Origin of the sequence: Pseudomonas sp. GOM7, assembly GCF_026723825.1 — a bacterium.
Taxonomy (GTDB): Bacteria; Pseudomonadota; Gammaproteobacteria; order Pseudomonadales; family Pseudomonadaceae; genus Aquipseudomonas.
Genome location: NZ_CP113519.1, coordinates 2879055 through 2902102, shown reverse-complemented (window position 1 = coordinate 2902102; position 23048 = coordinate 2879055). Strand labels below are relative to the sequence as shown.

The window sequence follows — 23048 nt, the reverse complement described above, 5'->3', positions numbered from 1 at the left end:
GATTTTTTTCCGTCACTTGAGTAGGGCGAGTAATACGATTGGGAAAGTGACAATAAAACAACTCCAAAGTTGATTGCATTTAGCCATACTTCATTCTCGGACTGGCTCGAAGTTCAGCCCGTCTGCGGCTGGCGACGCCAGATACGGCTCAGCCAGCGCCAGGTGATCCAGGCGGCGGCAGCCAGGTAGACCAGGCTGCCCGGCACCCACATCAACAGCCCTGCCAATTGCTGATCGGCAATGGCTCGCTCGGCGCCATAGAAGGAGCGATTGCCGAAGGTGAGCAGCGCCCCCAGCAGGCCGGTGTGCATCAGAGTCAGCAGTATCGCCATCAGCGCCTCTGGTACGCGCCTGGGGCTGGCATGCAGGCACGACCACCAGAACAGCCAGGCGCTGAACAGGAAGCAGGCATGCTCGACGGCGTGCCAGGCGGGATCTCGCAGCGCCAGCAGGTACAGGCTGGGGCTGTGCCAGATCCAGATCATCGCGCCATGCAGTATGGCCAGCGCCACCGGGTAACGGCCGCTGCGCAGCACCGCGTCGAACACCGGGCGCGGCCAGTGGCCGAGCATCGCCCGCCATTGCGGCAAGGGCCGCGCCAGTGCCCACAGCGGCGCAATGACGATCATGAACAGCATGTGCTGCACCATGTGCAGGCTGGTGCTGGTTTCGGCCCACTCGTCCAGGGGGCCGAACACCGCCAGCAGGGTGATCAGCATGGCCAGGTGCATCCACCAGGCCTCGCGCCCGTGCGGGCGTACCCGGCGCGAGCCGAGGCCATAGAGCAGCCAGGCCGTGCCGAGCAGCAGCGCGGCGAGCAGCAGGGGCAGGCGCTCGTCCAGGCTCAACTCGGGGGTCAGTACGCCATGGGCGTATACCTGGCCAGGCAGCAGGGCAAGCAGGGCGAGGATCAGATGCATGGCGGCAGCAGCAGGGTGGTCAGGCCGATGAACAGCGTGGCGATCGCCCCTACCAGATGCACGCTGGCGGCCAGCCGCGCGACGAAGCCCTGCGCCGAGCCCGCGGCGCTGCGCCTGGCCGCTAGCTGAAAACGCCGCGCCAGCCACAGCAGCACCAGCAGGGTAAGCAGGCTCATCACCCCAAGCAGAGCATTGAGCCAGTTCCACGGGCCTTGCGCCGAAGGTGGCGGAGCGGCTGCGCAGCCCAGCGAAAGCCCGCTGTACAGCGCCACGAACCACAGGCTCCAGAGCACCAGGCCGAGCACCATGTGCAGCGGGTTGTAGGGGGAGCGCAAGGATTGCATCAAAGGCCTCCGAAGGTGGGCGGGAATAGCACCAGGGCGCAGTAGCTGATCCACAGCACCGCCAGGTTGTAGTGCCAGAGCTGGGCGACCACCAGTGGCTCGTAAGGTGCCTGACGGCCCACGTAGCCGTGGTGCACGCGCAGCGCCTGCAGGGCACTGAGCACCGAGGCCAGCAGGCCATGCACCAGGCTGTAGCCCAGCAGCACCAGCGTCACGGCATCGTGTGCGTTCGCGCGCGGTGCCAGTTGCCCACCGAGCATGGCCCAGAGCAGCAACGCCGATTGCAGCAGGCCGAGCAGGGCGATGCCGCTGAAGCACCTGAGCAACGCCGTCGGCTCGCCCTGGCCCTTGCGCAGGCGCTGTAGCAGCGGGCGTTGCCAGAGCACGGCAAGGCTGAGCAGCACGCCGCTGGCCAGCACCAGACGCTGGTCGAAGACCGGTTGCGGCGGCGCCTGCCAGTGTGGCGCCACCGTCCACAGGTAGAACCAGCCGAACAGCAACGACAGGTACAGCGCGCCGTTGGCCAGCAGCGTCACCCCCATGCCCCACAGGCCCGGCCCATCGCAGGTGCGCGAGTGCAGCGGCGGCTCGCCGGGTTGGGTGCGGGCATCCGGCGCGGCGCGCGGATGTGCGCCGTTCTCCCAGCTCCAGCGCAGCAGCAGCGCCAGCGCCACCAGGCAGGCGAGCAGGGCGCCCCAGTACAGTTTGAACAGCAGCCCCAGGCACAGCACGGCGATAGCCAGGGCAGCGAGAAAGGGCAGCGCACTGTTGCCGGGCAGGTGGATGATCTCGCGCACCTTGCCGGTCAGCGGCTCGACGCCCCAGGTTTCCCGGCGGCCGTGGTCGATCACCGTCAGCGCGTGTTCACCACGGGCGATGCTGTGCGGCAGTTGCGGCGCATCCCACAGCGGATGGCGGCTGTCGATGCGCGGCAAGCTGACGAAGTTGTAGGGGCTCGGTGGCAGGTGCGTCGCCCACTCCAGGGTATCGGCCTGCCAGGGGTTGTCGGCGGCCGGCAGGCCGAAGCGAAAGTGCAGGACGATATCCAGCAGCACGGTGGCGATGCCGATGGCCATGATGAAACTGCCGATCGATGACAGCAGGTTCGGCAAGTCCCAGCCCAGCTCGCCCTGGTAGGTGTAGATGCGCCTGGGCATGCCCATCAGGCCGGTCCAGTGCATGATCAGGAAGGTCAGGTTGAAGCCGCTGAACACCAGCCAGAAGCCCCATCTGCCCAGACGCAGCGACGGCATGCGCCCGGAAAAGTGCGGCAGCCAGTAATACACGCCGGCCAGCAGCGGGAAGAACATGCCACCCACCAGCACGTAGTGCATGTGCGCCACCACGAAGTGGGTGTCGTGCACCTGCCAGTCGAACGGCACCAGGGCCAGCATCACCCCGGTCAGGCCGCCACAGACGAAGATCACCAGAAAGCCCAGCAGCCACAGCATGGGTACGTGATAGCGCGGGCGCCCCAGCCACAGGGTGGCGATCCAGGCGAACACCTGAATCGCCGTCGGCACCGCCACCAGCATGCTCGCCGCCGAGAAGAAGGCCTGCGCCAGTTGCGGGATGCCCACGGTGAACATGTGATGCACCCACAGGCCGAAGCTGATGAAGCCAGTGCTGAGGATTGCCAGCACCACCCAGCGGTAGCCCACCAGCGGGCGCTGGCAGAACACCGGCAGCAGGGTGGAGACGATGCCGGCGGCTGGCAGGAAGATGATGTACACCTCGGGGTGGCCGAACAGCCAGAACAGATGCTGCCAGAGCAGCGGGTCGCCGCCACGGGCCACCTCGAAGAAGGGCAGGCCGGCGGCGCGTTCCAGCTCCAGCAGAATGCTGCCGAGAATCAGCGGCGGGAAGCCGACCACGATCATCATGGCCATCACCAGAATGTACCAGGCGTAGATCGGCATCCTGTTCAGGGCCATGCCCTCGGCCCGCGTGCGCAGGATCGACACCACCAGCTCGACGCCGGCCGACACCGCGGAAATCTCCACGAAGGTGATGCCGATCAGCCAGAAATCCGAGTTCGGCCCCGGCGTGTGGGCCGCGCTGGACAGCGGCGTGTACATGAACCAGCCGGCCTTGGGGGCAATGCCCAGCAGCAGGCTGGCACAGAGGATCAGCCCGCCGAACAGATAGCACCAGTAGCCCAGCGCCGACAGCCGGGGGAACATCAGGTCGCGCGCGCCGAGCATCTTGGGGATCAGGTAGACCGCCAGGCCTTCCATCATCGGCACGGCGAACAGGAACATCATCACCGTGCCGTGCATGGTGAAGACCTGGTTGTACAGATCCGGCGTGAGGAAATCCCGCCCAGGCAGCGCCAGTTGCGTGCGAATCAGCATCGCCAGCAGCCCGCCGAAGAGAAAGAAGCCCAGGCCGGTGAGCATGAAGCGCACGCCGACGGTGCTGTGGTTGACGATGGTCAGGGCCTTCCAGCCGCGCGGGTTGCCCCAGACCTCGTTGAACTGGTCGTGTAGCTGTTGCGCGTCGAGTGTCGCGTCGGCTTTGTCGTGGCTCACGGTGCCAGGGTCTCCAGCCAGTCGGCGATGGCGCCGAGGTGATCGGGGTCGAGATCGTCGTGGTGCGGCATTGCATTGCCAGGCTTGAGCTGCTGGTGCTGCTGCAGCCAGCGCAGAGTGGCGCCCAGCTCGTTGGCCAGCACGCCGGCACCGAGCTGGGCGCGGCTGCCGACATCGCTGAGATCCGGCCCGCGCGTGCCCGCACTGACACCCGCGACGCGATGGCATTGGCCGCAACGGGCCTGGAAGGTGGCGCCGGCTGCGCCCGGCAGCGCCGCGATCTGTGGCTCACGGCGGGCCTGCAGCCAGGCCTGGAAGTCTTCGGGCGCGTGCGCCTGCACGTCGAGAATCATGTGGCTGTGCTGGGTGCCGCAGAACTCCGAGCACTGGCCACGAAACACGCCTGGCGCATCGGCCTGCAGGCGGATGCGGTTTTGCCGGCCGGGGATCATGTCGATCTTGCCGCCCAGGCGCGGCACCCAGAAGGCATGGATGACGTCGGCGCTGCTCACGTCCAGATCCACCGGCTGCCCAGCCGGCAGGTGCAACTGGTTGGCGGTGACCACGCCGCTTTGCGGGTAGCGCACCTCCCACCACCACTGGTGGCCGATCACCTCGATGCGCAGCGGTGGCTCGTTCAGCGGCAAGGGCAGCATGTGCTGGCCGATGGGCACACCGAACAGTAACAGCAGCACGATGCTCAGGCTGGGCAACAGCAGGCCACCGCCGACAAGCCAGCGCAGGGTAATGGTGCGCGCCCTGGCCTCGTCCATCGCGCGCGGCGCACGGCGCATGGCATGCACCCAGAGCGCGGTCACCAGTAACAGCACCAGGCTGGCGAAGCCACACATCACCCACCACAGCACGGCCACTTCGCGCGCCATGGGGCCGGCCGGGTCGAGCATCGACTGTGGCCCCTGGCAGGCACAGATAAGCGGAACTGCCAGGGTCAGCGCGGTCAATTTCAGACGAGGGCGGCGTCTTTGCCGGTGTCGGGCGCCTTCATTCATCTGCTCAGGAAAACTGCGATGCCCCCAAGCAACGAACCTATCGTCAGCCGCGCCGCCATTGCCGGCCACCCGCTGCACCCGATGATGATTCACTTCCCCGTGGCCGCCTTGCTCGGCCTGGTGGCCAGCGATATGGCCTACCTCTGGCTGGGCGACCCGTTCTGGGCCCGTGCCAGCCTCTGGCTGGCGGGCGTCGGTGCCTTCGGTGGCTGGGTTGCCAGCATCGCCGGGCTGGTGGATCTGCTCAGCGTCACCAGCATTCGCCGCAAGGTCACCGCCTGGTGCCATGCCATCATCGCCGTGATGATGCTGTCGCTGGCGTCGCTCAACTGGCTGCTGCGCTATGCCGGCCCGGAGCAGGGCATGGAGCGCTGGGGGCTTTATCTGTCGCTGCTCACCGCCATGCTGATCGCCCTGGCGGCCTACCTCGGCGGACGCCTGGTGTACGAACATGGCGTGGGCGTCGATACCCGGCCGTGAGTGGCGCGCGAGCGGGGCTGGGGGCATGCGTGGGAGGCTCCTCGTTCAGAAGGGTTTGCCCAGTACCAGCCACAGCGTGCAGCCGATCAGGGTCAGAATCAGCACGCCGATCACCGCGCATTGGCGGCGCAGCGAAGGCTCTGCCACCCGCTCGATACGCAGGATCAGCACGCCGCACAAGGCATGGCAGACCACCATGCCGGCCACGCTGGTGAGCTTGACGATCAGCCAGGCGTCGAATAACTGCTCGCGCAGAAACAGCGCCGTGCCCGAGCCGATGGCCAGCAAGGCGGCCGGCGTGGCCACTAGGTTGAACAGCATGCGGGTGAGATGCGCGTGGTCGCGGTAGAACAGGTCATCGCTGCTGCGGGTACCGGCGGCGATCATCGCCGGCAGGTAGAGCAGGGCACCGCACCAGCAGATCAAAGTGGACAGATGCAGCAGTTTGAGCAGCGGCATGGAATGCGCTGGCCTCCTTTGGTTGTCAGCGGCTACCTGGCGGCTGGCCGCCTGAGGCGATGCGAGCGCGGCCTCTTCACGCCCTCGGCAGGAAAGACAAAGAAGGAGCCGCCGCAAGGAGAAGGAGGGAGACGATGCGGCGGCCCCGGGGGAATTTCGATCACAGGCCTGGATCGGGTGCGCGAGGCACCGTAATTCCCTTGTAAGCACTGAGTTCGGGCGGGCTCGATATGTTCAGGTTTTTTGTTTGGCGCCGGGCGTTGCTGCCGTGTGCTGGTTTTCGGTTGTTTCGGGGTTCGATGCTTGTTCCGAATTACCGCGTTTTTGTTGATGTCTTCGTGAGCCATGGTGCCGAGCTCGGCATGGCCCGGCGGACTGTTCGCTTAGGCTCCTGAGTCCGCCCTACGGCTGCCCTATCAAACACTCTGCGCTACTTCTGGGTTACCGCTGGTTCAGGCGCGTGCAGAGCCCGCCCAGGAGGGCGAACGGAATCGTCGTGGAAGAGGTTGAGCGACATGGATGTCGCGAGAGCCGCGATGGGCCAGGGATGGCCCTTCGCGGCGGGCCTCTGGAACGGCGATGGAGTGAGCGAACCCTGGCGAAGCCAGGGCCGGATGACCGGGCGGAGGGTTTTGGTTACTTTTGCCCTACAAAAGTGACTCGCCCGGGAGGGCGAAACCAAAAACATCAGCAAAAACGCGGCAATTCGGAACAAGCAGCGGGGGTTTTGTCGGGTCGGCCTGCCCGAGAGGGCCAACCCCGGAGTTTCTGAAGGCCCCAGAACACAAGGGCAAAAGCAGCAACCCCCACAGCGCCCAACACCTAAGCAGATCAATATGAACAGGCCCATCCCTGCCAGGCAGAAAAATGAAACCCTGACGGCCAATCCCCACTCCTTGAAGAGGAGGCCATCTCAAGGCGCCTCGTTGGCAGAGGAGATCATCATGAGAACCCACGTCGTGCATTTCACCGCACCGATCAACTCCTACACCTGCGGGCAGTTGATCGACAAATGCAGCCAGGCCATCCACCAGGGGGCCGATGAGCTGATCGTCAAGATCGCCACCATGGGCGGGGAGTGCAGCTACGGCTTCTCGCTGTACAACTTCCTCATTTCCTTGCCGGTGCCGGTCACCACCCACAACCTGGGCACGGTGGAATCGATGGGCAACATCATCTTTCTCGCCGGGCAGACCCGCACGGTCTGCCCGCACAGCAAGTTCCTCTTCCATCCCTTTCACTGGACGGTCAACGGCGCGGTCGACCATTCGCGCATGTCCGAATACGCCATGAGCCTGGACTATGACCTGCAGCTCTATAGCGACATCGTCAAGGAGCGCACCCTCACCGCCGAGTCGCCACTGAACGTGCTCGACTGCCTGACCTGCGCGCCGCGCATTCTCAATGCCGAGGAGGCATTGCAGGCGGGCGTGATCGACCGCATCGACTGCCTGGGCATGCCAGCAGAAGCCGTCAACTGGTGCGTGCACACCTGAAGCCGAATACCAGCCGCCTGGAAAATTACCTGAACGTTCGCAGCAAGCGGCCCGTCGGATTCCATGTACCCCGACAGGGCACTTCTTCAGGCACCCCGCTGCAATCAGCGCAACCTTGAGGCGGGGGCCCGGAGGTGTCCGTCAGGGGCATCCAGCAACCAGCATCGGCCGTCATCACGGCCCGGAGGTCAAACATGGATAACCCGGACGATCGCAAAGCACTCATCCGCACCCTCAACAAACTGATCGAGACCTGCAAGGACGGCGAGGCTGGCTTCAAGGCCTGTGCCGATGACATCTCCCGCCCGGACATCCAGGAGCTCTTCACCCGGCGCGCACGGCAATGCGCCGAGGCCGCCGAGGAGCTGCAGAAAACCGTGCTGGCGTTCGGTGCCGAACCGGAGGACAGCACCAGCACCGGCGGGGATCTGCATCGCCGCTGGGTCGATCTCAAGGCCCTGGTCACCGGCAAGGATGACACGGCCATCCTCAACGAAGCCGAACGCGGTGAGGACGTGGCCAAGTCGCGCTACAGCGAAGCCTTGAAGGAAAACCTGCCCAGCGACATTCGCGCCATGGTGCAGCGTCAGTACGAAGGCGTGCTGCGCAACCACGACGAGGTGCGCGCGCTGCGCAACGCCGAGCGCGCCAAGAGCTGATGACTCTCATGCCGGGCGTGCGCCATGCGCCGCCTGGCTTCATCCATCCCCGCGAATCTGAAGACAAGCAGCACGCATGCCCACCCTGGACAAGACCATCGCCCACCTCAAGCGCCTGCACCTCACTTGCTTGTGCGCGCAACGCAACTTCCGCAAGCTCGCAGCCAGTGCCCAGGCGGCGCCTCTGCGCCAGTTCCTGGCCGAGCGTGAACGCGAACAGGGCGCCCTGAGCAACTGCCTGCACGAGCAGATCACCAGCTATGGCGGCTTGCTCGCCAGACACCGTGGCCTGCTCGGCCTGTGGCGGCGCTGTCGTACTGCGTTCAGCGCACTAGGCGCTCCCGGCGGTGACCGAAACCGGCTCGCCCTGGCACTGCTGTGCGAAACCGAGATCGAGCACGACTTCGAGAGCCTGCTTGGACAAACCCTGTCACCGGCGTTCAAGCGCCAACTGGTCGAGCATCATCACTGCGCCCAGGCGCGCATCCGCCAGTTGCGGGCAGCGCGTGCGCACTGGCCGCAACTGGATGCACTCGACCCCATCGCCGATCTCGACTGAACCGCGCCTCAGCCTGGCAGCGAACGCTTGCTCAGCGGCTCGCGCGCCGGGCCGTGCCTGACGCTGCCGTCGGCCTCGAAGATCGAACCATGGCAGGGGCAATCCCAGGTGCGATCAGCGTTGTTCCAGGTCACCGCACAGCCCTTGTGCGCGCAGGCCGCGGACAGCGCATGCAAGGCGCCGGCATCGTCACGCCAGACCGCGAGCCGGTCTTCACCCTGGTTGATCACGCCACCCTCTCCGGGAGCGAGGGCAGCCAGGGAATCGATGGGCGTGTGCGTGTCACTGCTCTGGTTGAGCTGCTGACTGGGTGGCCGCCGAGGGTCGAAGAGGCTGCCCCAGGGCCAGTGCCCGCTGACGATCTGCTGCGCCAGACCATGACCGGCCGCCGTACCGTTGCTGATGCCCCAGGCGCTGAAGCCGGTGGCGATGTACAGCCCCGGCGAGCCACTGGGGTCGGGTTCGCCGACATAGGCCATGCGATCCGGCGTGTCGTAATCCTCGTTGCACCAGCGCCACAGGGCCTCGGCTACCGGCAGATGCGCCCGGGCCCAGCGTTCCAACTCGACGAAACGCCGCGCCACGTCGCCATCCTGGCCGGTGTTGAAGCGCGGCCCGAGCACGACGATCAGCGGCCCTTCGGCGTCTCGGCCCATGCGGATGGAATGCGTCGGTTGCTCGACCGCGATGAACATGCCCTCCAGCGTCTGGCCGGGTTCGGGGCGGAAGGCCATGGCCACGTGGCAGCGGGGTTGGGTCGGGCTGATGTAATCCACCGGCGTCTGCACCGGCATATGCGTGGCCAGCACCACCTGTGCGGCGCTGACACTGCCTTGCGTGCAGCCGATCCTCCAATGCCCGTCCTGCTGCTCGAAGCTCATTGCCCGACTGTGCTCGAAAACATGTCCTCCCTTGCTCTGCACGGCATGCGCCAGGCCAACCAGATAACTGGCCGGGTTGAACTGCGCCTGGCCGGGAAACTCCAGCGCGCAGGCAGTGGCGAAGGGCAGGGGCGCATGGGCCAGCACCCGAGCCTCCAGCCCCAGCAGCCGCGCTGCTTCCGCCTCCCTGACCACCGCGCTTCTGGACGATTGCGAGAGGCCATAGGCATAGGCCGAGCAGGGCTGGTAGTCGCAGGCGATGTGGTAATCGCGGATCCAGCCCGCTATCCGACGCAGCCCTTCGCGATTGGCGTCGGCATAGGCCTGGGCCATCTCCGCACCGACACTGTCGATCAGTTCACGATAGATCAGCCCATGCTGGGTAGTGATCTTCGCCGTCGACAGCCCCGTGACCTGGCGCCCCACTTGCCGCGCTTCGAGCACCATCACCGATTTGCCGGCTTCGCTCAACGCCATGGCGGTACTCAGCCCGGCGATACCGGCGCCGACCACCGCCACCTCGCATTGGCGTTCACCTTCAAGCCTGGCGAAGTGGCCCTCGGGGGCGGAGTCGATCCAGCAACAGCGGGGTGTGGCAGAGCGCGCGGACATGGTCATTTCTCCTCGTTCGGGCAGGTCATTGCTGTGTAGAAAGCCCGCCGCGCAAGGCGGTTCAACCTTTTCCACAGGGCAGAATGCCTGCAGAAACCGCTCATCATCGATCCGTAAAATTACCTGAACCGTCCTCGAATCCACCCACTCCCTCTTAGTGAGGGCCAACGCAATCACGCGAACCCTTTCCCTTTGAACGCGAAGAAATGGAGGTTTCCATGACCACGCAGAAAGGCAAGATGACCGTAGAAGAAGCAGGGCGCAAAGGCGGCGAAAGCACCTCCGCCAGCCACGACAAGGAGTTCTACCAGGATATTGGCAGCCAGGGCGGGCAGAACAGCGGCGGCAACTTCAAGAATGACCCGCAACGGGCTTCCGAAGCCGGCCGCAAGGGTGGACAGGCCAGCGGCGGCAACTTCGCCAATGACCCCGAGCGTGCTTCCGAGGCTGGCCGCAAAGGCGGCGAGAACAGCCACGGCGGTCGCAACCAGTAAGCCCATGGGCGGGGGCTTCGGCCTCCGCTCCTTTTACGGAGGTGCAGCATGACCCGAGGCATGGGTGGCGACTCGCCCGCCAATGTCACGAACGCGCTCAAGGGTATCGATTACCCGACGGGCAAGCGTGAGCTGATCGCGCACGCACAGAAGAACGGCGCCGAGCAGGAGGTGCTCGACACCCTCGAGCAGCTACCGGAGCAACAGTACGAAAACATGGCCGACGTCATGAAAGGCTACGGTCAGAGCCACTAGCGTCAAAGGGCGCGCCCGGATCGCGCACCTCTTCACCATGGCACCATCCGAGCCAGGCAAGGGCAGGGTGGTAGTGTCTGAACCTTCCTGCTTCCCGCACGTTCTCCTGCCCTCCGGCAGGTGACAGGGCAGACGCTTTTCGCCGAAATCCCATAGGAGATCACGCAATGGCTACCCCACAGGAACACCTGCTCGACTGGCTGAAAGATGCACATGCCATGGAGCAGCAAGCCGAGAAGATGCTCAGTGCCCAGGCCGAGCGCCTGGAGCATTACCCGCAACTCAGGGGCCGTATCGAACAGCACATCGAGGAGACGCGCGGCCAGCGCGAATTGCTGGAATCCTGCCTGCAGCGCCTGGGCAGCAGCGCCTCGACCTTCAAGGATCTGTCGGCCAAGGTCATGGCCTTCGGGCAGGCCATGGCCGGTATGACGGTCAGCGACGAGGTGGTCAAGGGCGCGATGAGCGGTTACGTCTTCGAGAACATGGAGATCGCCTCGTACACCGTGCTTATTGCCGCAGCCAAGGAGGCTCAGGATGTGCAGACCCAGCAGGCCTGCGAGCAGATCCTCGAACAGGAAGTCGCCATGGCGCAGTGGCTGCGCGAGCACCTGCCGCAGATCACCGCGGCGTTCCTGCAGCGCTCGCTGTCGCCCGATACCGAAGCCAAACGTTGAGTCCCATCGGCACCGGCGCGCTCGGTGCTGAGCTTGCATGCTCAAGACCTTCACTTTCGCCATCCTGCACTTCTCCATCGCCTTCGGGGTGGCCTACGCCCTGACGGGCGACTTCCTCACGGGCGGGCTGATCGCTCTGCTCGAGCCTGCCTGCAACACCGTCGCCTATCACTTTCATGAGAAGTTCTGGAAGCGCATCGACGCGAATGGCGCGGGCAGCGCCGGCGGTGGCCATAAAGGCCTGAGCGAAATGCTGCGCAAGGAGCGCGAAGAGTCCTGAAAAAGAGCAGGGCATCCACCTGTGCGGTGGATGCCCGTCACGCCTGGTGCTAGACCTGGCGCACCACCTCATCCTTGAGCCACTGACGAATGCTCTGCAGGTGTACCTGCTCCTGATTCAGCGCCTTGTAGAAGCTCTTGGCGATCTCGGGCTGGCCACAGGTATCGGCCAGGTCGATCAGCAGTTCCCAGCCGGCGTTATCGGTCAGCTCGGCGGTCAGCAGGGCATTGAGCGACTGGGCCAGGTTGGTACGCGGGTCGCTGATGGTCTTCACCAGTCCCATCGCGGTGACGCCGGCGACATCGGCACAGGGCGTCATTGCCGTGGGATCGGCGCCGAGCTTTTCCATGGCTGCCTTGACCAGCTCGAAATGCTCGGCTTCCTCGGCGCGAAAGCGTTGCAGGGTTTGCAGTTGCGCCTCGTCGACCACCTCGATGACCGAGACCTTGGCCAGCAGCGCGTCGTAAAGACGCACGCCGGTGCGCTCGAACGCCAGGCGTTCGCCCAGCTTGTCGATGAGCATTTCCGGGCTGACACCGACCAGCTTGTTCAGTGCGCTCTTGACCATGCCTTTGGCCGAGCCAGGCAATGGCACCGAACCTATGGCATCGGCACTAGCCACTTCCTCGCTGCGCACCAGGGCCAGTTTGCGGGCGTCGCCGGGCACGTCCGGCAGCACCTCCTGGCTGGCCTTGAGCATGGCTTTGGTATCGATCGGCGACATCTGCGCGCCGGTGTGGTTGAGTCCCATCTTGGTTGCGTTTTGCATGACGATCTCCTCAGGAAGCCTTCAGATTGAGTTCGGTGCCCGGCGCCCAGCGATAACCCGCAGACACCACTTCGGCCGGCACACCATCGGCGTTCAACTGGTTGCGGTAGTCACGGCTGGCCTGCCCTTCGTGCTGTTTGTCGACGTAGTCGTGGCCATTGGTGCGCAGGTCGATTTCCTCGGCCAGGGTCTTGCGCACGAACTCGCGCTGGCTCTTGAACGCAATCAGCTTGGGCACGGAACCGCCGAGAATTTCCGCCGGATCACGCCGCTCGTACTGCTTGAACAGCTCGCAGACCAGGTGCAGATGGCCTTGCTCGTAATCGAGGAAACGCTCCCAGATCGCCTTGATCCTCGGGTTGTCTTCCTGCTCCAGGCAACTGTGGTAGGCGTAGACCTCCATGGCTTCGTGAATCAGCCATTTCTCCAGAAAGCTTTCGTCCGGATCCTGCAGCGAGCCGTATTGGGTCACGTGCTGCTCCTCGACCGAGGCGATCTCGGCATAGAGCTGGCGGGCCAGCGGGTCGGCGAAGGTCGGCCCGATGTTCATGTAGTAATCGTGCGTCTGGTATTCGGCGGCGGTGATCATCGCCGCGTGGATCTTGGTGATCAGCGCGGCGGAATCGCGTTGGTAGTGATCGCGCAGATCGTCCTCGGGCGCGCGATGATGCACGGTGGTGGGCCGACCGGGGATGATGTCCGTATAGCCCTGCAGGATGTTGTTGGCGTCCTTGCCCTCCAGGCGGTCGAGCATCGCCGAGTAGCGGTAGAGGTGGTCGAAGTCTTCGAGCAGGCCGAAGCGATAGGTCTGCGCCTGGTAGGGGTCGGGTTCGTTCTGCGCCACGGCGGCGGTGACCTCGATCGCCACCTGCTCGTAGGCCACGGTGGTTTCCAGCGGCGAGTGATCGGCCGAGAGCAGCCAGTTGACCATGGTGGCCTGATGGTGCTCGGTACGCCGCACCTGCGCCAGGGCCTCACGCAGGTGGCCGTTGAAGCGCGCACCGATGTGCTTCAGACGCAGCGCATCGGCCTCGATCCCGTTCATCAGAATGATGCGCACCCGGGTGAACGCGTCGTCATCGAGCTTGCTGATGGGCTTTTCCGCCATCTCACGCCAGGTGAATCGTTGTTTTTCCAAGGGGCAGCCCTTGGTGTCGAACAGGCCAGTCAGGGTTTCCATCTGTAATCCTCCAGCACGGTTGCAGGCAGTAAGAGCCTGTGCGTCTGGAGTGGCCGGGTGAGCACAAGGTTGCAGTATTACGATGAGTGGCGAAGAGGAGGGCGAACGCATCAAGGCCTCGCTTGGGGTCGGCATCGGCTTCGCTATGTTTTAAGATGCGCGGTTGGCGAAAGCGCCGTCACGGCCTCGACGGACTTTCATCCTTACCAACCAGCGGGGGGGAAAATGACCAGGCCTTTCATTTCGCTGTGCCCTGAAATCACCCGGGCACACGCACTGAAGCTGATGGATTGGCTGGAGGATGAGCGCGTTACCTACTATCTGAGCGATTCGCGTGATGTCTCCCGTTCCATCGAGCAAGCCATCGATCGGACTCAATTGCCAATCCTGACCCATTTGTTCAACCAGGGCGGCCGTTTCTTCATGGCCTATGACCGGCATGACGAGCCGGTGGGCTTCGTCCGTCTGGTCAAGACCGGCTCGAATTGCGAGATCGTCCTGGCCATCGGAGACAGCGACAAGTGGGGCCGCAAGCTCGGCGCACGGATGATCCGTGAAGGCATGAAACAGGCCTTCCTCGACATGCGCGCCGAGACGCTCGTGGCCAAGATCCACCCGGACAACGTGCGTTCGCAGAAAGCCTTTCTGCGCAGCGGCTTCGTGCTAGAGCGCGAAACGCCGACCTTGAAGTCGTTTGTCATGACGGCGGGGCGTTATCTGCAGTTCCTGCGCGAAGGCAGCATCAGCGACCGCAGCGATATCTACATCACCGAAATCGACAAGGCCAGACTCGAGAGCCTGGTGGTGCTCGAGCAGGGGCCGGCCCTTGTCGAACTCGAGCATGAGCTCGAGCGCGCCGTCGTCGTCCAGCCGCAGCAGGTGGCGAGCACCGTGGTCACGATGAATTCCAGGACCTTGCTGCAACTGGACGACGAAGAGATCGAAGTGGCCTTGGTCTACCCGGAAGACGCGGACAGCAGCGCCGGGAAGCACTCCGTGTGCTCCGAGATCGGCGCTGCGATCCTCGGCTATCAGGAGGGCGACGCCATCGACCGGCGTATTTCCGACCGAACCCGCCGCATCGAGATCAGGAAGGTGCTTTACCAGCCGGAGGCGGCGGGGGATTACCATCTCTGATGGGCTTCTAGCTCGCTGATAGTTAGTTCTCAGCGAGATGGAAGCCCATTTTTCGCCTGATGAGTTCATGGCAAGGTGCAACTTGTTAGCGCACCTTGCCGTCAGGCAGAATCCAGGGCTCCAATTTCAGGGAAGATTCCATGATGACCTCATTGCAGAGCGCTGCAGCTCAGATTCGCCAAGCCGTCCGCGCCGCTACCGAAGGTCTGGTTGGGCGTGAGCAGTTGGCCGAGTTGATCCTTCTGGCTGCCGTTGCCCAGGAGCACATTCTGGTGATCGGCCCGCCGGGCACGGCCAAAAGTGCCGTAGTGCGGCGGGTTGCCCAGTCCATGGGTGGGCGCTATTTCGAGTACCTCTTGGGGCGATTTACCGAACCGTCGGAGCTGTTCGGGGCAGTAGATCTGAAAAAGCTGCGTGAGGGCACGGTGGAAACCGATGTCAGCGGCATGCTGCCAGAGGCCGACATCGTGTTTCTTGACGAGGTGTTCCTCGGCTCCACAGCAATTCTCAACACGTTGCTGGGTGTTCTCAACGAGCGGCGCTTTCGTCGTGGCCACACTCAAATTCAGTGTCCGTTGCGGGTCTGCGTCGGGGCGGCCAACGGCCTCCCGGAGGACGAAGCCTTGGCAGCGTTCGGTGATCGATTCCTCTTGCATCTATTCGTCGAATCAGTGCCCGATAACCAGCTAGAAGCCATGCTGTCGGGTGGGTGGCAATCCGAACAGCGTCCGGTTCAGCAGTTGCTTGGTTTGAATCAGCTAGACACCCTCGGCCAAGCGCTGAAACAGGTCGACCTCGCTCAGGCTCGACCCTCACTGGCACAAGCCATTCGCCGTCTCCGCGATGCCGGCATCCACTTATCTGATCGGCGCATAGTCAAATCTCAACGGTTGATTGCCGCTGCGGCCCTGCTCGGGGGGCGCCTCGAGGCCTCCGATGTGGATCTATGGCCGCTGTTGTACGTACTACCGACCAAAGAAACCCAGCAGCACGGGCGCGAGGTTCTGCGTGACGCTTTCGCCCAGTCCAGCAACAGTCATCTGTTCAGCGCTGTGGAAGAGGCAACCTTACAGCCGATGTCGCGCCTCAACCGTCTGCTGGAAACGGCCGAACAATACCTGGTGAGCAACGAACCGCCAGCCTCTGCATTATTGGAAGGCCTGCTGCGGGAGATCGATGCCAACTTCAATAGCGAGACAATGCCCGCACAGTTACGAGAAGTGCGGGGGCAACTAAGCCGACTGTTGAGCCCGGGAGCATGACCAGCGTGGCAATGGGTTGGGTCTGGCGGTCTCGCCAGGTGCCTGCCGAACCTCAGGCCGCTGTGGCTTGGGGGGAGGTTGCACGGCGCCTGCATGCCAGGTTGCTGTCGATCCCCAGCGCGCAGGCAGTACGACTGCATGCCACGGCCAATCGCGATGTGATGGTGGTCTGCGGCGCCACCGGTGATCTACCCTGGATCGAAGGTGTGGAATACGCAGCTGCTGATCATCGTGTGCCAGGGCTATGGTTGCCTACAAGCTGGGAGCCTGAGGTACCTGCAGATCTGCTTGAACAGGCATTGTCAGGGCGTTTTTCACGCTCACCACTCTTGCTATGGCATAAGCCGTCCGTAGTCATTCCCCTGGATCGTCAACTTCCAGCGACTCCAGAGCACCTGCAGCGAATCGATGCGCATTGGGCGGAATCTTGATGAAACTGCCTGAAGGTCTGTCCCCATGGCGTCAATGGCTGGAATGGTTTGCCCCAGAGCAATTACCTTTGTTCGCCGACATTCTGGGCCGTCTCAATCTGCTGCTGGGGCCATGGTGCGGCCGGCATCAGGGGGGGACACCCGAACCCGATGGTTTGGGCGACTTGCAACGCCGCGGTCCCTATGAGCGTTTGTTGCCCAGCGAGTGGCTGCTTGCCGACGAGGTTCCCGAGGAGTTCTTGCGGCGGGCGGCAGTGGGTGAGCACATGTTCCTCGCGCCGCAGCGCCACGCACGTCAGGCCAACCGACTGATTGTCGTAATCTTCGATTCCGGTCCTTTGCAATTAGGCGCAGCGCGCCTGGTTCACCTCGCTCTGCTGATCTTGCTCGCACGGCGCGCTCAGGCGGCTGGTGCCAAGTTGCGCTGGGGGATTCTGCAAAACACGCCTCAGCTCCATGAACTCGACAGCTCCACGCAGCTCAAGCGCGTTCTGAACACGCGCACCTGGCAAGTGGTGGGCGATGAACATTTGCAGGCCTGGCGCGCCTGGCTGGCCCAGCAGCACCCAGATGCAGGGGAGTGCTGGATGGTCGGTCAGCGTTTGCCCGATCCCGACGGGCAATGCTGCACCCACCGTGTTCTGCTAAGCCGCAGCCTTGACGGGCAAAGTCTGACCTGTGAAGTGAAAGCGGCGGTGACCCGGCGTGTAACGTTGCCGATGCCTGACGAGCGTTTGGCCTTGCAGTTGCTCAAAGGCCAGTTTGACGGCGAAGTGGCCGCCGCTCCGCCTCTCAAGGGCAGTGTGCCACGAGTCGCCATGACCTTACCGCCGGTGATTTCCAGCGCAGGCACTCATGTCGCACTGAGAATGCTGGATGCGACCGGCATGGTGGTGATCAAGCTACCGGCTAAAGAACAGAAAAAACCGTTGGAGATTCGCCGCTGTCTATGGAGTGCGGGCCGGGTGCCGATGAGCGTAACGTTCATCAGCCGTAGCCTCGGAGGGGTCATGAGTGATGATCAGCAGCTCTCCTTCTGGAACATTCCCGGTTTGATCCCGATCCCCAAGCCTGGTCGCAACGAGCTACAGCTAACGCCCGGCACAGCTACGTTGCTGCCTGTGGCCTGGTTGCGCAATGGATCGGCCGGGCGCCTGTTCCTGCTGGACAGTCAGGGGCATCTGGCTTTCTGGACGTTGCGAACCGGAAAGGCCACCGCCCAACCTGCATCAGGAAGAACCCACCGTTTGGCGGACAAGGTGATGGGTATGGCCAAGGTCGACAGGGAGCGGATGGCCTATGTGCGTAATGACGGTAGCCGGCTGTATGCACATTCGATCAACGCTGACGGTGTCATGTCGCCGCCGCACATGGTTGGTAAGGCCGAAGGTGTAAGCCAGGTGCTGTTTGCCGCCAGTTCACTCTGGCGCCGGTCTTTCGGGGGATGCGCACTGCTTTCGGTCGAAAGTGGCTGCGAGCGTTGGCAGATCATTTCGCCGATGGATAACCCAAGGCCGGTGGAGTGGGTCAATCTGGTTATTGGCTGGAAAGGGCTGGGGCTGCTGCTGGAGGAGGGCGCCGAGCACTATTCACTGGTGCTGCTCAGCCCAAACCAGCAAGCCATCAGCCTTTATCGCGAAGGGCAGCAACGGGTCTTGTTCACCACCTCCAATCCAATAGCCAAAGTCAGCTTTTGCCCCATCAGCGGTCTTGTTGCTGCATTGACTCGCAGCCGGGAGCTGTTGGTGTATTCGGTGCGGCTGGATGCCATGCGTCTGCAGGTGTACTGCAATCAGGTAGCCGAAAAGCACAAGGACGATGCAGATGTCTGAGCATGCCGGGGCATTGATTCGCTGCCCGATACTCTCGGGGCACCAACAGATCGAGGGCTTGTGGTTTTCCTGTGAGCGTTTTGCAGAGCCTGAGCGCGCACGCTTGATACTCGATCACTGGCAACCTGGGGCTAGCGCCTATCGTTTTGCTGACGGTGACCTGCTGCGCTTTGCTCGGCCAGTGCCGGTTCAGTGCGAAGCGTCGGTAGGGTGGCCATTGGTTCGTCAAGGGCGGGCTTTGTGTTCGGCGCTGCTTGACGCGCAGAAGACGAATGGACTACCCGCCGCAGATCTCTGGCTTGTTTTCGGTAACCAGCTCAGAGCGATGCATCTGTGCGATGCCGCTCCGCTTGCGCCAGGGCAGTGGATCGATATCGACAGCTACACCCTTTTGGATACCTACGACTGTCGCAGTGTGCTGCCAGAACCTGCACTGCCCCCGCCCGCCAAGCCTGCCGATGTACGCGAAATACTGGGCGGTAGCTTGCTACCGGTCAGCCCGGAACGGGAAGAGGTGATGCAAGCGCTACTGGAGCGCCAGCGCAACGCTCGGCAAGATGCTTCACGCCAAACCAGCACGCAAGAGAAGGGCATTGGAGCGAATGGAGAAGGGCCGCCAACCCTTTGGTTCACATATGGGTTAGGCATTGCAATGCTCACTGGCGCACTGTGGCTCGGTACCCATCCGAGCAAACAGGACGCCTACAAGTCGGTGGCAAACTCGCTGACATCTGCCTGGTTTGAAACAAGTGGCGTACTCGTGGGCATATTCATCAGCGCGTTGCTGTTCACCCTGTTGTGGATGGGTTGGCGCCGGCTCAAGGGATCAGTGTCTGTGCCAGGCAACTCGTTACGGTCAGCAACGCAACCTGTCATTGCTCCTCGCGCAACTCCTGCACGATACAAGCCTGCCACCTGGCGTCGTTGGTTGACTCGCCTCACCCGGCATTCCGGGCTGTCAGCGCTGTATGGCAGGCGTCAGGCTGCGTATATGCGCCGTATGCTGGAGATGTTCGAAAACGGGGAGCTGGAAGAAGCACTGCGCCACGCTATACCCCTGGGTAGCGGAGAGAGCAGTGGCGAGCAGGCGTTCGGGACGCCGCAGCCGCGGAAAGAACTGAGCATCAATCAGCACATCGGGCCTAGCCGCTCGATCATGTTCGAGCAGGACCTGGAATCCCATCTCAGACAAATCTATCGCCAGACCTTTGAACGCCTGGATCGTGAGGGGCGTATCGAAGAGGCGGTCTTCGTCCTCGCCGAGCTGCTCAAAGTGCGCCAGGAAGCTCTTGATTATCTGGAAAAGCACCACCGCCACCAGCAGGCTGCCGAGCTTGCTCTGGCTTGGGATATGCCGGCAGCGGTGATCGTGCGTCTGCTGTCTCTGGCCGGCGATTGGCAGCGCGCGCTATTGGTGGCCCGCCGTGACGATGCATTTGCCGATGCGGTGACGATGCTTGAGGAAAAATGGCCCGATAGCGCAGACCGTCTACGCCTGGAGTGGGCCGAGTCCTTGGCCCGCAAGGGCCTCTGGCTACAGGCGGTGGATGTGATCTGGAGCCTGCCGGACGAGCGCGAGCGAGCCAAGCGATGGTTGTGCAGTGCCGAAGCTGCTGGCGGTCGTCTGGCCATCGGCGCGTTGGTCAAGCGGGCAATCCTCTTGCCTGACACCCTGGCGGCTCACGGGGCTTGGGTTGAGCAACTACGCAACGACCCCCTGCGTCACAATGAGCGTGCGGCTCTTGCCGAAGCCTTGCTGCTGCACAAAGAGCAGGCGGGCGCTCTGGCATGGCTTGCCGGTGCGACGATGCACGCCATCATCAGCGATCAGGCGAGCGGGCTAGGGCGATTGACCCAGAATCAGCTACAGGTGCTGATGAAAATGAGCAAGGACAAACTGCTGCAGGCCGACCTGCCGGTCAAAGCCTTGCCACGTCCAGCAGAGCGATCCCTGCGCAGTGTCGACTCGCCGCTCGAATTGCGTGCGCCGATAATGGGTAGCCGGGCGATTCTCGATGCGGTACCTCTGGACGGCTCACGTTATTTGTTGGCGTTGGGGGAAGCGGGGGGGTTGGTGACCGATGCATCCGGCAAGACGCTCTTTCACTTCCCGGTACCTGCTCAGGAAATCGTACTGGCCCACAATCGGCAAATGGCATTGGTTCTGGCCCGTCGCGACCATATCTGGCGAATTAGCAAGCTGGATCTGGTCAACCGAACTGCGACGGATCTTGGCATACAGACGCTTGGGGTTTTCGCCAATACATTCGATGGGTCGGCGTGGACTATAGGCCGAGGCCGTGAATTACGGGTAGTTGATGTCGACCGGGGATTCGAGGCGCTATGGCATGTCGGTGATTTGCCCGGCCAGGTCGTGGGTATAAAGGATGATGCACAGAACGAATTTCTGCTGCTGGCAGATCATGAGCATGGAGGAGGCCAGCTATGGCATTACCGCCTGCCAGATCGGCGCCTGCTGAGCCGCGACCCCATACCGGGGATGATCCACGAAGATGGCCGTCAGCTATTCAGCGCCGCCAGCGAAGTCACTGAATTTCGCATCAAGTGGAATGAAGGTGAAGAGCCAATCCTCGTTCTGGAACAACGCGGCAGCCGTAAGGGCTATCGTTTGCCGGGATATATCGGGTGTGGTGTCGAAGAGGAGCATCTGCGTCTTTTTCTGTTCGAGCACTGGCTTTTGATCGGGTACGTAATTGCTGAGCAAGAGACCCGCTGGCTTTTCATCCACAACGACAGCGATCGCCTGTGCGCCACATTGCAGTGGCCCATACACGAGGCAAAAGTACGTTGCCTGGGCGCCGACTGGCTGTTTTTCGACCATCAGGGCCGGCTGACTCATATCAATGTCAATGAGGCCAGTCAGCGGAACCTGATCCTTAACTGAAGTCCAGAGGGCGAGAGTGCAATTCTGCATTTGTTTAAAAATTCACTCCGATTAGAGAAGCTGGGATGGAAGAAGCTCAGAAATATATTGATATCAGAAAAAAACTCGATGAAATTGATGAGCGTTTCAGAGCGAGTGTGGTGAATTTATTTGAAAGCGAAGCGCACGGCACACCAGATCGTATCAGTAAGGCAGGCTGTATGGCTCTCGCCAAGATGGGGGCTGGTGCATGGAATGCCTGGCGAGATAAATTTCCACCGGAGCCATACGGCCACTTTGACTATGTGAATATTGCAGATTTCTCGGACACTGATTTCTGCGGTCTACAATGGGATTTCGGCGGAGAGATCTGTTTTGAGGATTTCAAATTCGGCCCGGGCGCCAGTTTTAAAAATGCAAAGTTTCCACGCCACACATCTTTTGATCGAGCGGTCATTGGGAGGTCGTCTGACTTTTCAAATGTCACTATTGATGCCCGCTCGAGCTTTAAAAGCACTAAGTTTTCATGGTATACGAAGCTAAAATCAATCTACCTTGAAGACTGGATTGACTTTGATTATGCGGAGTTTGAGGGGGGTAATGACTTTTCAGAATCTTCATTTGGGCATTGCACTCGATTCAATGGCGCGAAATTCGGCCCTGATATCAGCTTTGTCGATTGTACATTTAGACAGGCTGTATGCTTCGAATCCATACAGAGCAATACACAAGAAGCAGTTGCCTGGACGCCCTACGACCCCACCAGCAAGACGTTCAATCGAATCTCCTTTGAGAGATGCAAATTTGAAGACTCCGTGAGTTTCAAAAATCGGGAGTTTCGAGATACCGCCATTTTTGATAATGCCACTTTCAAGAAAACGCCAATTTTCTTTGGCTGCACACTACACCAGGACATGTCATTCAAGCATGTGACTTTTCCTCCGGCAACGGGAGAGGGATCCCGCATCAGAACCTACCGAAACCTGAGGCTTTCCTTCAGCCAGCTACAGGCGCCTCAAGAAGAGCAGCTTTTCTTCCAGTTGGAAATGGCAGAGGCCGCCCGAACGCTCACAGGAACAAAACGCTGGCTTTTTTTCATCTACGAGAAGCTTTCCAACTACGGCTCCAGCATCTCAAAGCCTTTGCTTGCGTATCTCATTTCATTCGGCTTGTTCTCATGTGCATATGCGGCACTATCGTGGGCAACACACTGCCTGCCCGACAACCAAGAATGCAGTTTCAACATGGCCGGTATCGAATTTTCCCTTCTGCAAGCCATCCCGTTGCCGGGGCTTGAGAAAATGGCAGAACCGATCAGATCAGAAATCATTGCCAATAGCGGTGTTATCAGCCTTGTCGCAACAGCACTCATAATCCTTCAAAAGTCCGTTTCTTTGCTGCTTGTTTTTCTAGTCGGCCTCGCAATCAGGAACACATTCAGGATCAAGTGATAAATCGATGCTCATGCAAGCCATCACCAGCGAAGCCCTGATGATAGGGCAGTTACTCGGCCAGAGGATCGCCGCGGGGGGCCGCCGTTCACTCGTAGGAGCAAATTGGCAGATCCGGATGAGGGGAGCGAGCGCAATGGCAGGCCACGGTCGCCCAGGTAGCCATTGATGACACCAAGAATGCTGGCCGCCAGCTCATTCTTCTCCAGCAGTCGACGGAAACTGAGTCCGGTATACGCTCCAGGCTCAAGCCTGCGAACTGGCGCAAGATGGTCGTTTCATCAAGCGCCTCTTCCATCGCTGGGTCGCTGTAGCCGAACCAGTTTTGGATCAGGTGTACCCGCAGTATGGTCATCAACGGATAGGCCGGGCGACCACCTTCGGCCTCCGGATAGTGCGGCTCGATCAGCGCCACCAGGCCCGTCCGCGGAACCACCTGATTCTG

At 62.0% G+C, this 23048-nt stretch carries 22 protein-coding genes and 2 pseudogenes; 15 read left to right on the top strand and 9 right to left on the bottom strand.

What is annotated here, in order from left to right:
* Positions 1–113: 113 nt before the first annotated feature.
* Genes OU800_RS12705 through coxB form a run of 4 tightly spaced genes read right to left on the bottom strand, consistent with a single transcriptional unit; the run spans position 114 to position 4679 of the window.
* The gene (locus tag OU800_RS12705) at positions 114–920 is read right to left on the bottom strand and encodes a cytochrome c oxidase assembly protein (RefSeq protein WP_268177643.1); all 807 of its coding nucleotides are present in this window, start codon (positions 918–920) and stop codon (positions 114–116) included.
* Positions 911–1264 carry a hypothetical protein gene (locus tag OU800_RS12700; protein ID WP_268177641.1) on the bottom strand — a complete coding sequence of 118 codons (354 nt, stop codon included), beginning with the start codon at positions 1262–1264 and terminating at the stop codon, positions 911–913. The genes OU800_RS12705 and OU800_RS12700 overlap by 10 nt, the downstream gene beginning before the upstream one ends.
* Complete coding sequence (ctaD, locus tag OU800_RS12695; RefSeq protein ID WP_268177639.1) at positions 1264–3795, bottom strand: cytochrome c oxidase subunit I; 2532 nt, start codon at positions 3793–3795, stop codon at positions 1264–1266. Before ctaD ends, OU800_RS12700 begins: the two co-directional genes overlap by 1 nt.
* Positions 3792–4679 (bottom strand): cytochrome c oxidase subunit II, encoded by an 888-nt coding sequence (gene coxB / locus OU800_RS12690; protein WP_268184306.1) that lies wholly within the window; start codon positions 4677–4679, stop codon positions 3792–3794. The genes ctaD and coxB overlap by 4 nt, the downstream gene beginning before the upstream one ends.
* A 144-nt stretch (positions 4680–4823) precedes the next feature.
* Between coxB and OU800_RS12685 the strand changes: the two genes are divergently transcribed.
* Positions 4824–5285, top strand: coding sequence for a DUF2231 domain-containing protein (locus tag OU800_RS12685; protein ID WP_268177638.1), 462 nt, complete (start codon positions 4824–4826; stop codon positions 5283–5285).
* Positions 5286–5330: 45 nt separating this feature from the next.
* On the opposite strand, the gene OU800_RS12680 is transcribed toward OU800_RS12685, so the two are convergent.
* Positions 5331–5744 carry a CopD family protein gene (locus OU800_RS12680; protein WP_268177637.1) on the bottom strand — a complete coding sequence of 138 codons (414 nt, stop codon included), beginning with the start codon at positions 5742–5744 and terminating at the stop codon, positions 5331–5333.
* Between the two features lie 944 nt (positions 5745–6688).
* Between OU800_RS12680 and OU800_RS12675 the strand changes: the two genes are divergently transcribed.
* The 3 genes from OU800_RS12675 to OU800_RS12665 all read left to right on the top strand — a co-directional run bounded on the left by OU800_RS12675 (position 6689) and on the right by OU800_RS12665 (position 8458).
* Positions 6689–7240, top strand: a complete 552-nt coding sequence (locus OU800_RS12675) for an ATP-dependent Clp protease proteolytic subunit (protein WP_268177635.1) — start codon at positions 6689–6691, stop codon at positions 7238–7240.
* 194 nt (positions 7241–7434) lie between these two features.
* A complete protein-coding gene (locus OU800_RS12670; protein WP_268177633.1) occupies positions 7435–7899 on the top strand; it encodes a PA2169 family four-helix-bundle protein in 465 nt (154 codons plus the stop codon).
* A gap of 76 nt (positions 7900–7975) precedes the next feature.
* Complete coding sequence (locus OU800_RS12665) at positions 7976–8458, top strand: hypothetical protein (RefSeq protein WP_268177631.1); 483 nt, start codon at positions 7976–7978, stop codon at positions 8456–8458.
* An 8-nt stretch (positions 8459–8466) separates the two neighbouring features.
* On the opposite strand, the gene OU800_RS12660 is transcribed toward OU800_RS12665, so the two are convergent.
* Positions 8467–9951, bottom strand: a complete 1485-nt coding sequence (locus OU800_RS12660; protein WP_268177630.1) for an FAD-dependent oxidoreductase — start codon at positions 9949–9951, stop codon at positions 8467–8469.
* A 206-nt stretch (positions 9952–10157) separates the two neighbouring features.
* Here OU800_RS12660 and OU800_RS12655 point away from each other — a divergent pair.
* The 5 genes and pseudogenes from OU800_RS12655 to OU800_RS12635 form a co-directional block, all read left to right on the top strand.
* Positions 10158–10271, top strand: a pseudogene (locus tag OU800_RS12655) (glucose starvation-inducible protein B); the annotation flags it as partial.
* Positions 10266–10445 (top strand): general stress protein, encoded by a 180-nt coding sequence (locus OU800_RS12650; protein WP_268184303.1) that lies wholly within the window; start codon positions 10266–10268, stop codon positions 10443–10445. The pseudogene OU800_RS12655 and the gene OU800_RS12650, both read left to right, overlap by 6 nt.
* 48 nt (positions 10446–10493) lie before the next feature.
* Entirely contained in the window at positions 10494–10700 is a 207-nt protein-coding gene (locus OU800_RS12645; RefSeq protein WP_268177628.1) for a DUF2795 domain-containing protein, read from the top strand.
* A gap of 167 nt (positions 10701–10867) precedes the next feature.
* Complete coding sequence (locus OU800_RS12640) at positions 10868–11377, top strand: ferritin-like domain-containing protein (RefSeq protein ID WP_268177627.1); 510 nt, start codon at positions 10868–10870, stop codon at positions 11375–11377.
* 37 nt (positions 11378–11414) lie between these two features.
* Positions 11415–11657, top strand: coding sequence for a DUF2061 domain-containing protein (locus tag OU800_RS12635; protein ID WP_268177626.1), 243 nt, complete (start codon positions 11415–11417; stop codon positions 11655–11657).
* Between the two features lie 49 nt (positions 11658–11706).
* Here OU800_RS12635 and OU800_RS12630 read toward each other — a convergent pair whose 3' ends face one another.
* Together OU800_RS12630 and OU800_RS12625 are read right to left on the bottom strand one after the other, a co-directional pair.
* The gene (locus tag OU800_RS12630; RefSeq protein WP_268177624.1) at positions 11707–12426 is read right to left on the bottom strand and encodes a ferritin-like domain-containing protein; all 720 of its coding nucleotides are present in this window, start codon (positions 12424–12426) and stop codon (positions 11707–11709) included.
* 10 nt (positions 12427–12436) lie between these two features.
* Positions 12437–13606: a hypothetical protein gene (locus tag OU800_RS12625; RefSeq protein ID WP_268177622.1), complete on the bottom strand. Its 1170-nt coding sequence runs from the start codon at positions 13604–13606 to the stop codon at positions 12437–12439.
* A gap of 225 nt (positions 13607–13831) precedes the next feature.
* Here OU800_RS12625 and OU800_RS12620 point away from each other — a divergent pair, with 225 nt between their 5' ends.
* The 6 genes from OU800_RS12620 (at position 13832) to OU800_RS12595 (ending at position 22603) form a co-directional block, all read left to right on the top strand.
* Positions 13832–14743, top strand: coding sequence for a bifunctional GNAT family N-acetyltransferase/nucleoside diphosphate kinase regulator (locus OU800_RS12620; RefSeq protein WP_268177621.1), 912 nt, complete (start codon positions 13832–13834; stop codon positions 14741–14743).
* A gap of 140 nt (positions 14744–14883) precedes the next feature.
* The gene (locus OU800_RS12615; protein WP_268177620.1) at positions 14884–16005 is read left to right on the top strand and encodes an AAA family ATPase; all 1122 of its coding nucleotides are present in this window, start codon (positions 14884–14886) and stop codon (positions 16003–16005) included.
* The gene (locus tag OU800_RS12610) at positions 16002–16436 is read left to right on the top strand and encodes a bpX5 domain-containing protein (RefSeq protein ID WP_330221386.1); all 435 of its coding nucleotides are present in this window, start codon (positions 16002–16004) and stop codon (positions 16434–16436) included. The genes OU800_RS12615 and OU800_RS12610 overlap by 4 nt, the downstream gene beginning before the upstream one ends.
* Entirely contained in the window at positions 16436–18268 is a 1833-nt protein-coding gene (locus OU800_RS12605) for a hypothetical protein (protein WP_268177619.1), read from the top strand. The genes OU800_RS12610 and OU800_RS12605 overlap by 1 nt, the downstream gene beginning before the upstream one ends.
* Positions 18261–21173, top strand: coding sequence for a bpX6 domain-containing protein (locus tag OU800_RS12600; RefSeq protein WP_268177618.1), 2913 nt, complete (start codon positions 18261–18263; stop codon positions 21171–21173). The genes OU800_RS12605 and OU800_RS12600 overlap by 8 nt, the downstream gene beginning before the upstream one ends.
* Positions 21174–21238: 65 nt before the next feature.
* Positions 21239–22603 (top strand): pentapeptide repeat-containing protein, encoded by a 1365-nt coding sequence (locus OU800_RS12595; RefSeq protein ID WP_268177617.1) that lies wholly within the window; start codon positions 21239–21241, stop codon positions 22601–22603.
* A gap of 131 nt (positions 22604–22734) precedes the next feature.
* On the opposite strand, the pseudogene OU800_RS12590 reads toward OU800_RS12595, so the two are convergent.
* Positions 22735–23045 (bottom strand): annotated as a pseudogene (locus tag OU800_RS12590) (transposase); the annotation flags it as partial.
* Positions 23046–23048: the final 3 nt, after the last annotated feature.

What these genes read in the sequence shown, in the direction of transcription:
- OU800_RS12635 (WP_268177626.1), top strand. Translation starts at nt 11,415, where the DNA reads ATGCTCAAGACCTTCACTTTCGCCATCCTGCACTTCTCCATCGCCTTC.
- OU800_RS12595 (WP_268177617.1), top strand. Translation starts at nt 21,239, where the DNA reads ATGGAAGAAGCTCAGAAATATATTGATATCAGAAAAAAACTCGATGAA.
- OU800_RS12625 (WP_268177622.1), bottom strand. Translation starts at nt 13,606, where the DNA reads ATGGAAACCCTGACTGGCCTGTTCGACACCAAGGGCTGCCCCTTGGAA.
- OU800_RS12685 (WP_268177638.1), top strand. Translation starts at nt 4,824, where the DNA reads ATGCCCCCAAGCAACGAACCTATCGTCAGCCGCGCCGCCATTGCCGGC.
- OU800_RS12670 (WP_268177633.1), top strand. Translation starts at nt 7,435, where the DNA reads ATGGATAACCCGGACGATCGCAAAGCACTCATCCGCACCCTCAACAAA.
- OU800_RS12700 (WP_268177641.1), bottom strand. Translation starts at nt 1,264, where the DNA reads ATGCAATCCTTGCGCTCCCCCTACAACCCGCTGCACATGGTGCTCGGC.
- OU800_RS12675 (WP_268177635.1), top strand. Translation starts at nt 6,689, where the DNA reads ATGAGAACCCACGTCGTGCATTTCACCGCACCGATCAACTCCTACACC.
- OU800_RS12615 (WP_268177620.1), top strand. Translation starts at nt 14,884, where the DNA reads ATGATGACCTCATTGCAGAGCGCTGCAGCTCAGATTCGCCAAGCCGTC.
- OU800_RS12640 (WP_268177627.1), top strand. Translation starts at nt 10,868, where the DNA reads ATGGCTACCCCACAGGAACACCTGCTCGACTGGCTGAAAGATGCACAT.
- OU800_RS12665 (WP_268177631.1), top strand. Translation starts at nt 7,976, where the DNA reads ATGCCCACCCTGGACAAGACCATCGCCCACCTCAAGCGCCTGCACCTC.
- coxB (WP_268184306.1), bottom strand. Translation starts at nt 4,679, where the DNA reads ATGGCGCGCGAAGTGGCCGTGCTGTGGTGGGTGATGTGTGGCTTCGCC.
- OU800_RS12705 (WP_268177643.1), bottom strand. Translation starts at nt 920, where the DNA reads ATGCATCTGATCCTCGCCCTGCTTGCCCTGCTGCCTGGCCAGGTATAC.
- OU800_RS12680 (WP_268177637.1), bottom strand. Translation starts at nt 5,744, where the DNA reads ATGCCGCTGCTCAAACTGCTGCATCTGTCCACTTTGATCTGCTGGTGC.
- OU800_RS12645 (WP_268177628.1), top strand. Translation starts at nt 10,494, where the DNA reads ATGACCCGAGGCATGGGTGGCGACTCGCCCGCCAATGTCACGAACGCG.
- OU800_RS12620 (WP_268177621.1), top strand. Translation starts at nt 13,832, where the DNA reads ATGACCAGGCCTTTCATTTCGCTGTGCCCTGAAATCACCCGGGCACAC.
- OU800_RS12660 (WP_268177630.1), bottom strand. Translation starts at nt 9,951, where the DNA reads ATGTCCGCGCGCTCTGCCACACCCCGCTGTTGCTGGATCGACTCCGCC.
- OU800_RS12600 (WP_268177618.1), top strand. Translation starts at nt 18,261, where the DNA reads ATGTCTGAGCATGCCGGGGCATTGATTCGCTGCCCGATACTCTCGGGG.
- OU800_RS12610 (WP_330221386.1), top strand. Translation starts at nt 16,002, where the DNA reads ATGACCAGCGTGGCAATGGGTTGGGTCTGGCGGTCTCGCCAGGTGCCT.
- OU800_RS12630 (WP_268177624.1), bottom strand. Translation starts at nt 12,426, where the DNA reads ATGCAAAACGCAACCAAGATGGGACTCAACCACACCGGCGCGCAGATG.
- OU800_RS12605 (WP_268177619.1), top strand. Translation starts at nt 16,436, where the DNA reads ATGAAACTGCCTGAAGGTCTGTCCCCATGGCGTCAATGGCTGGAATGG.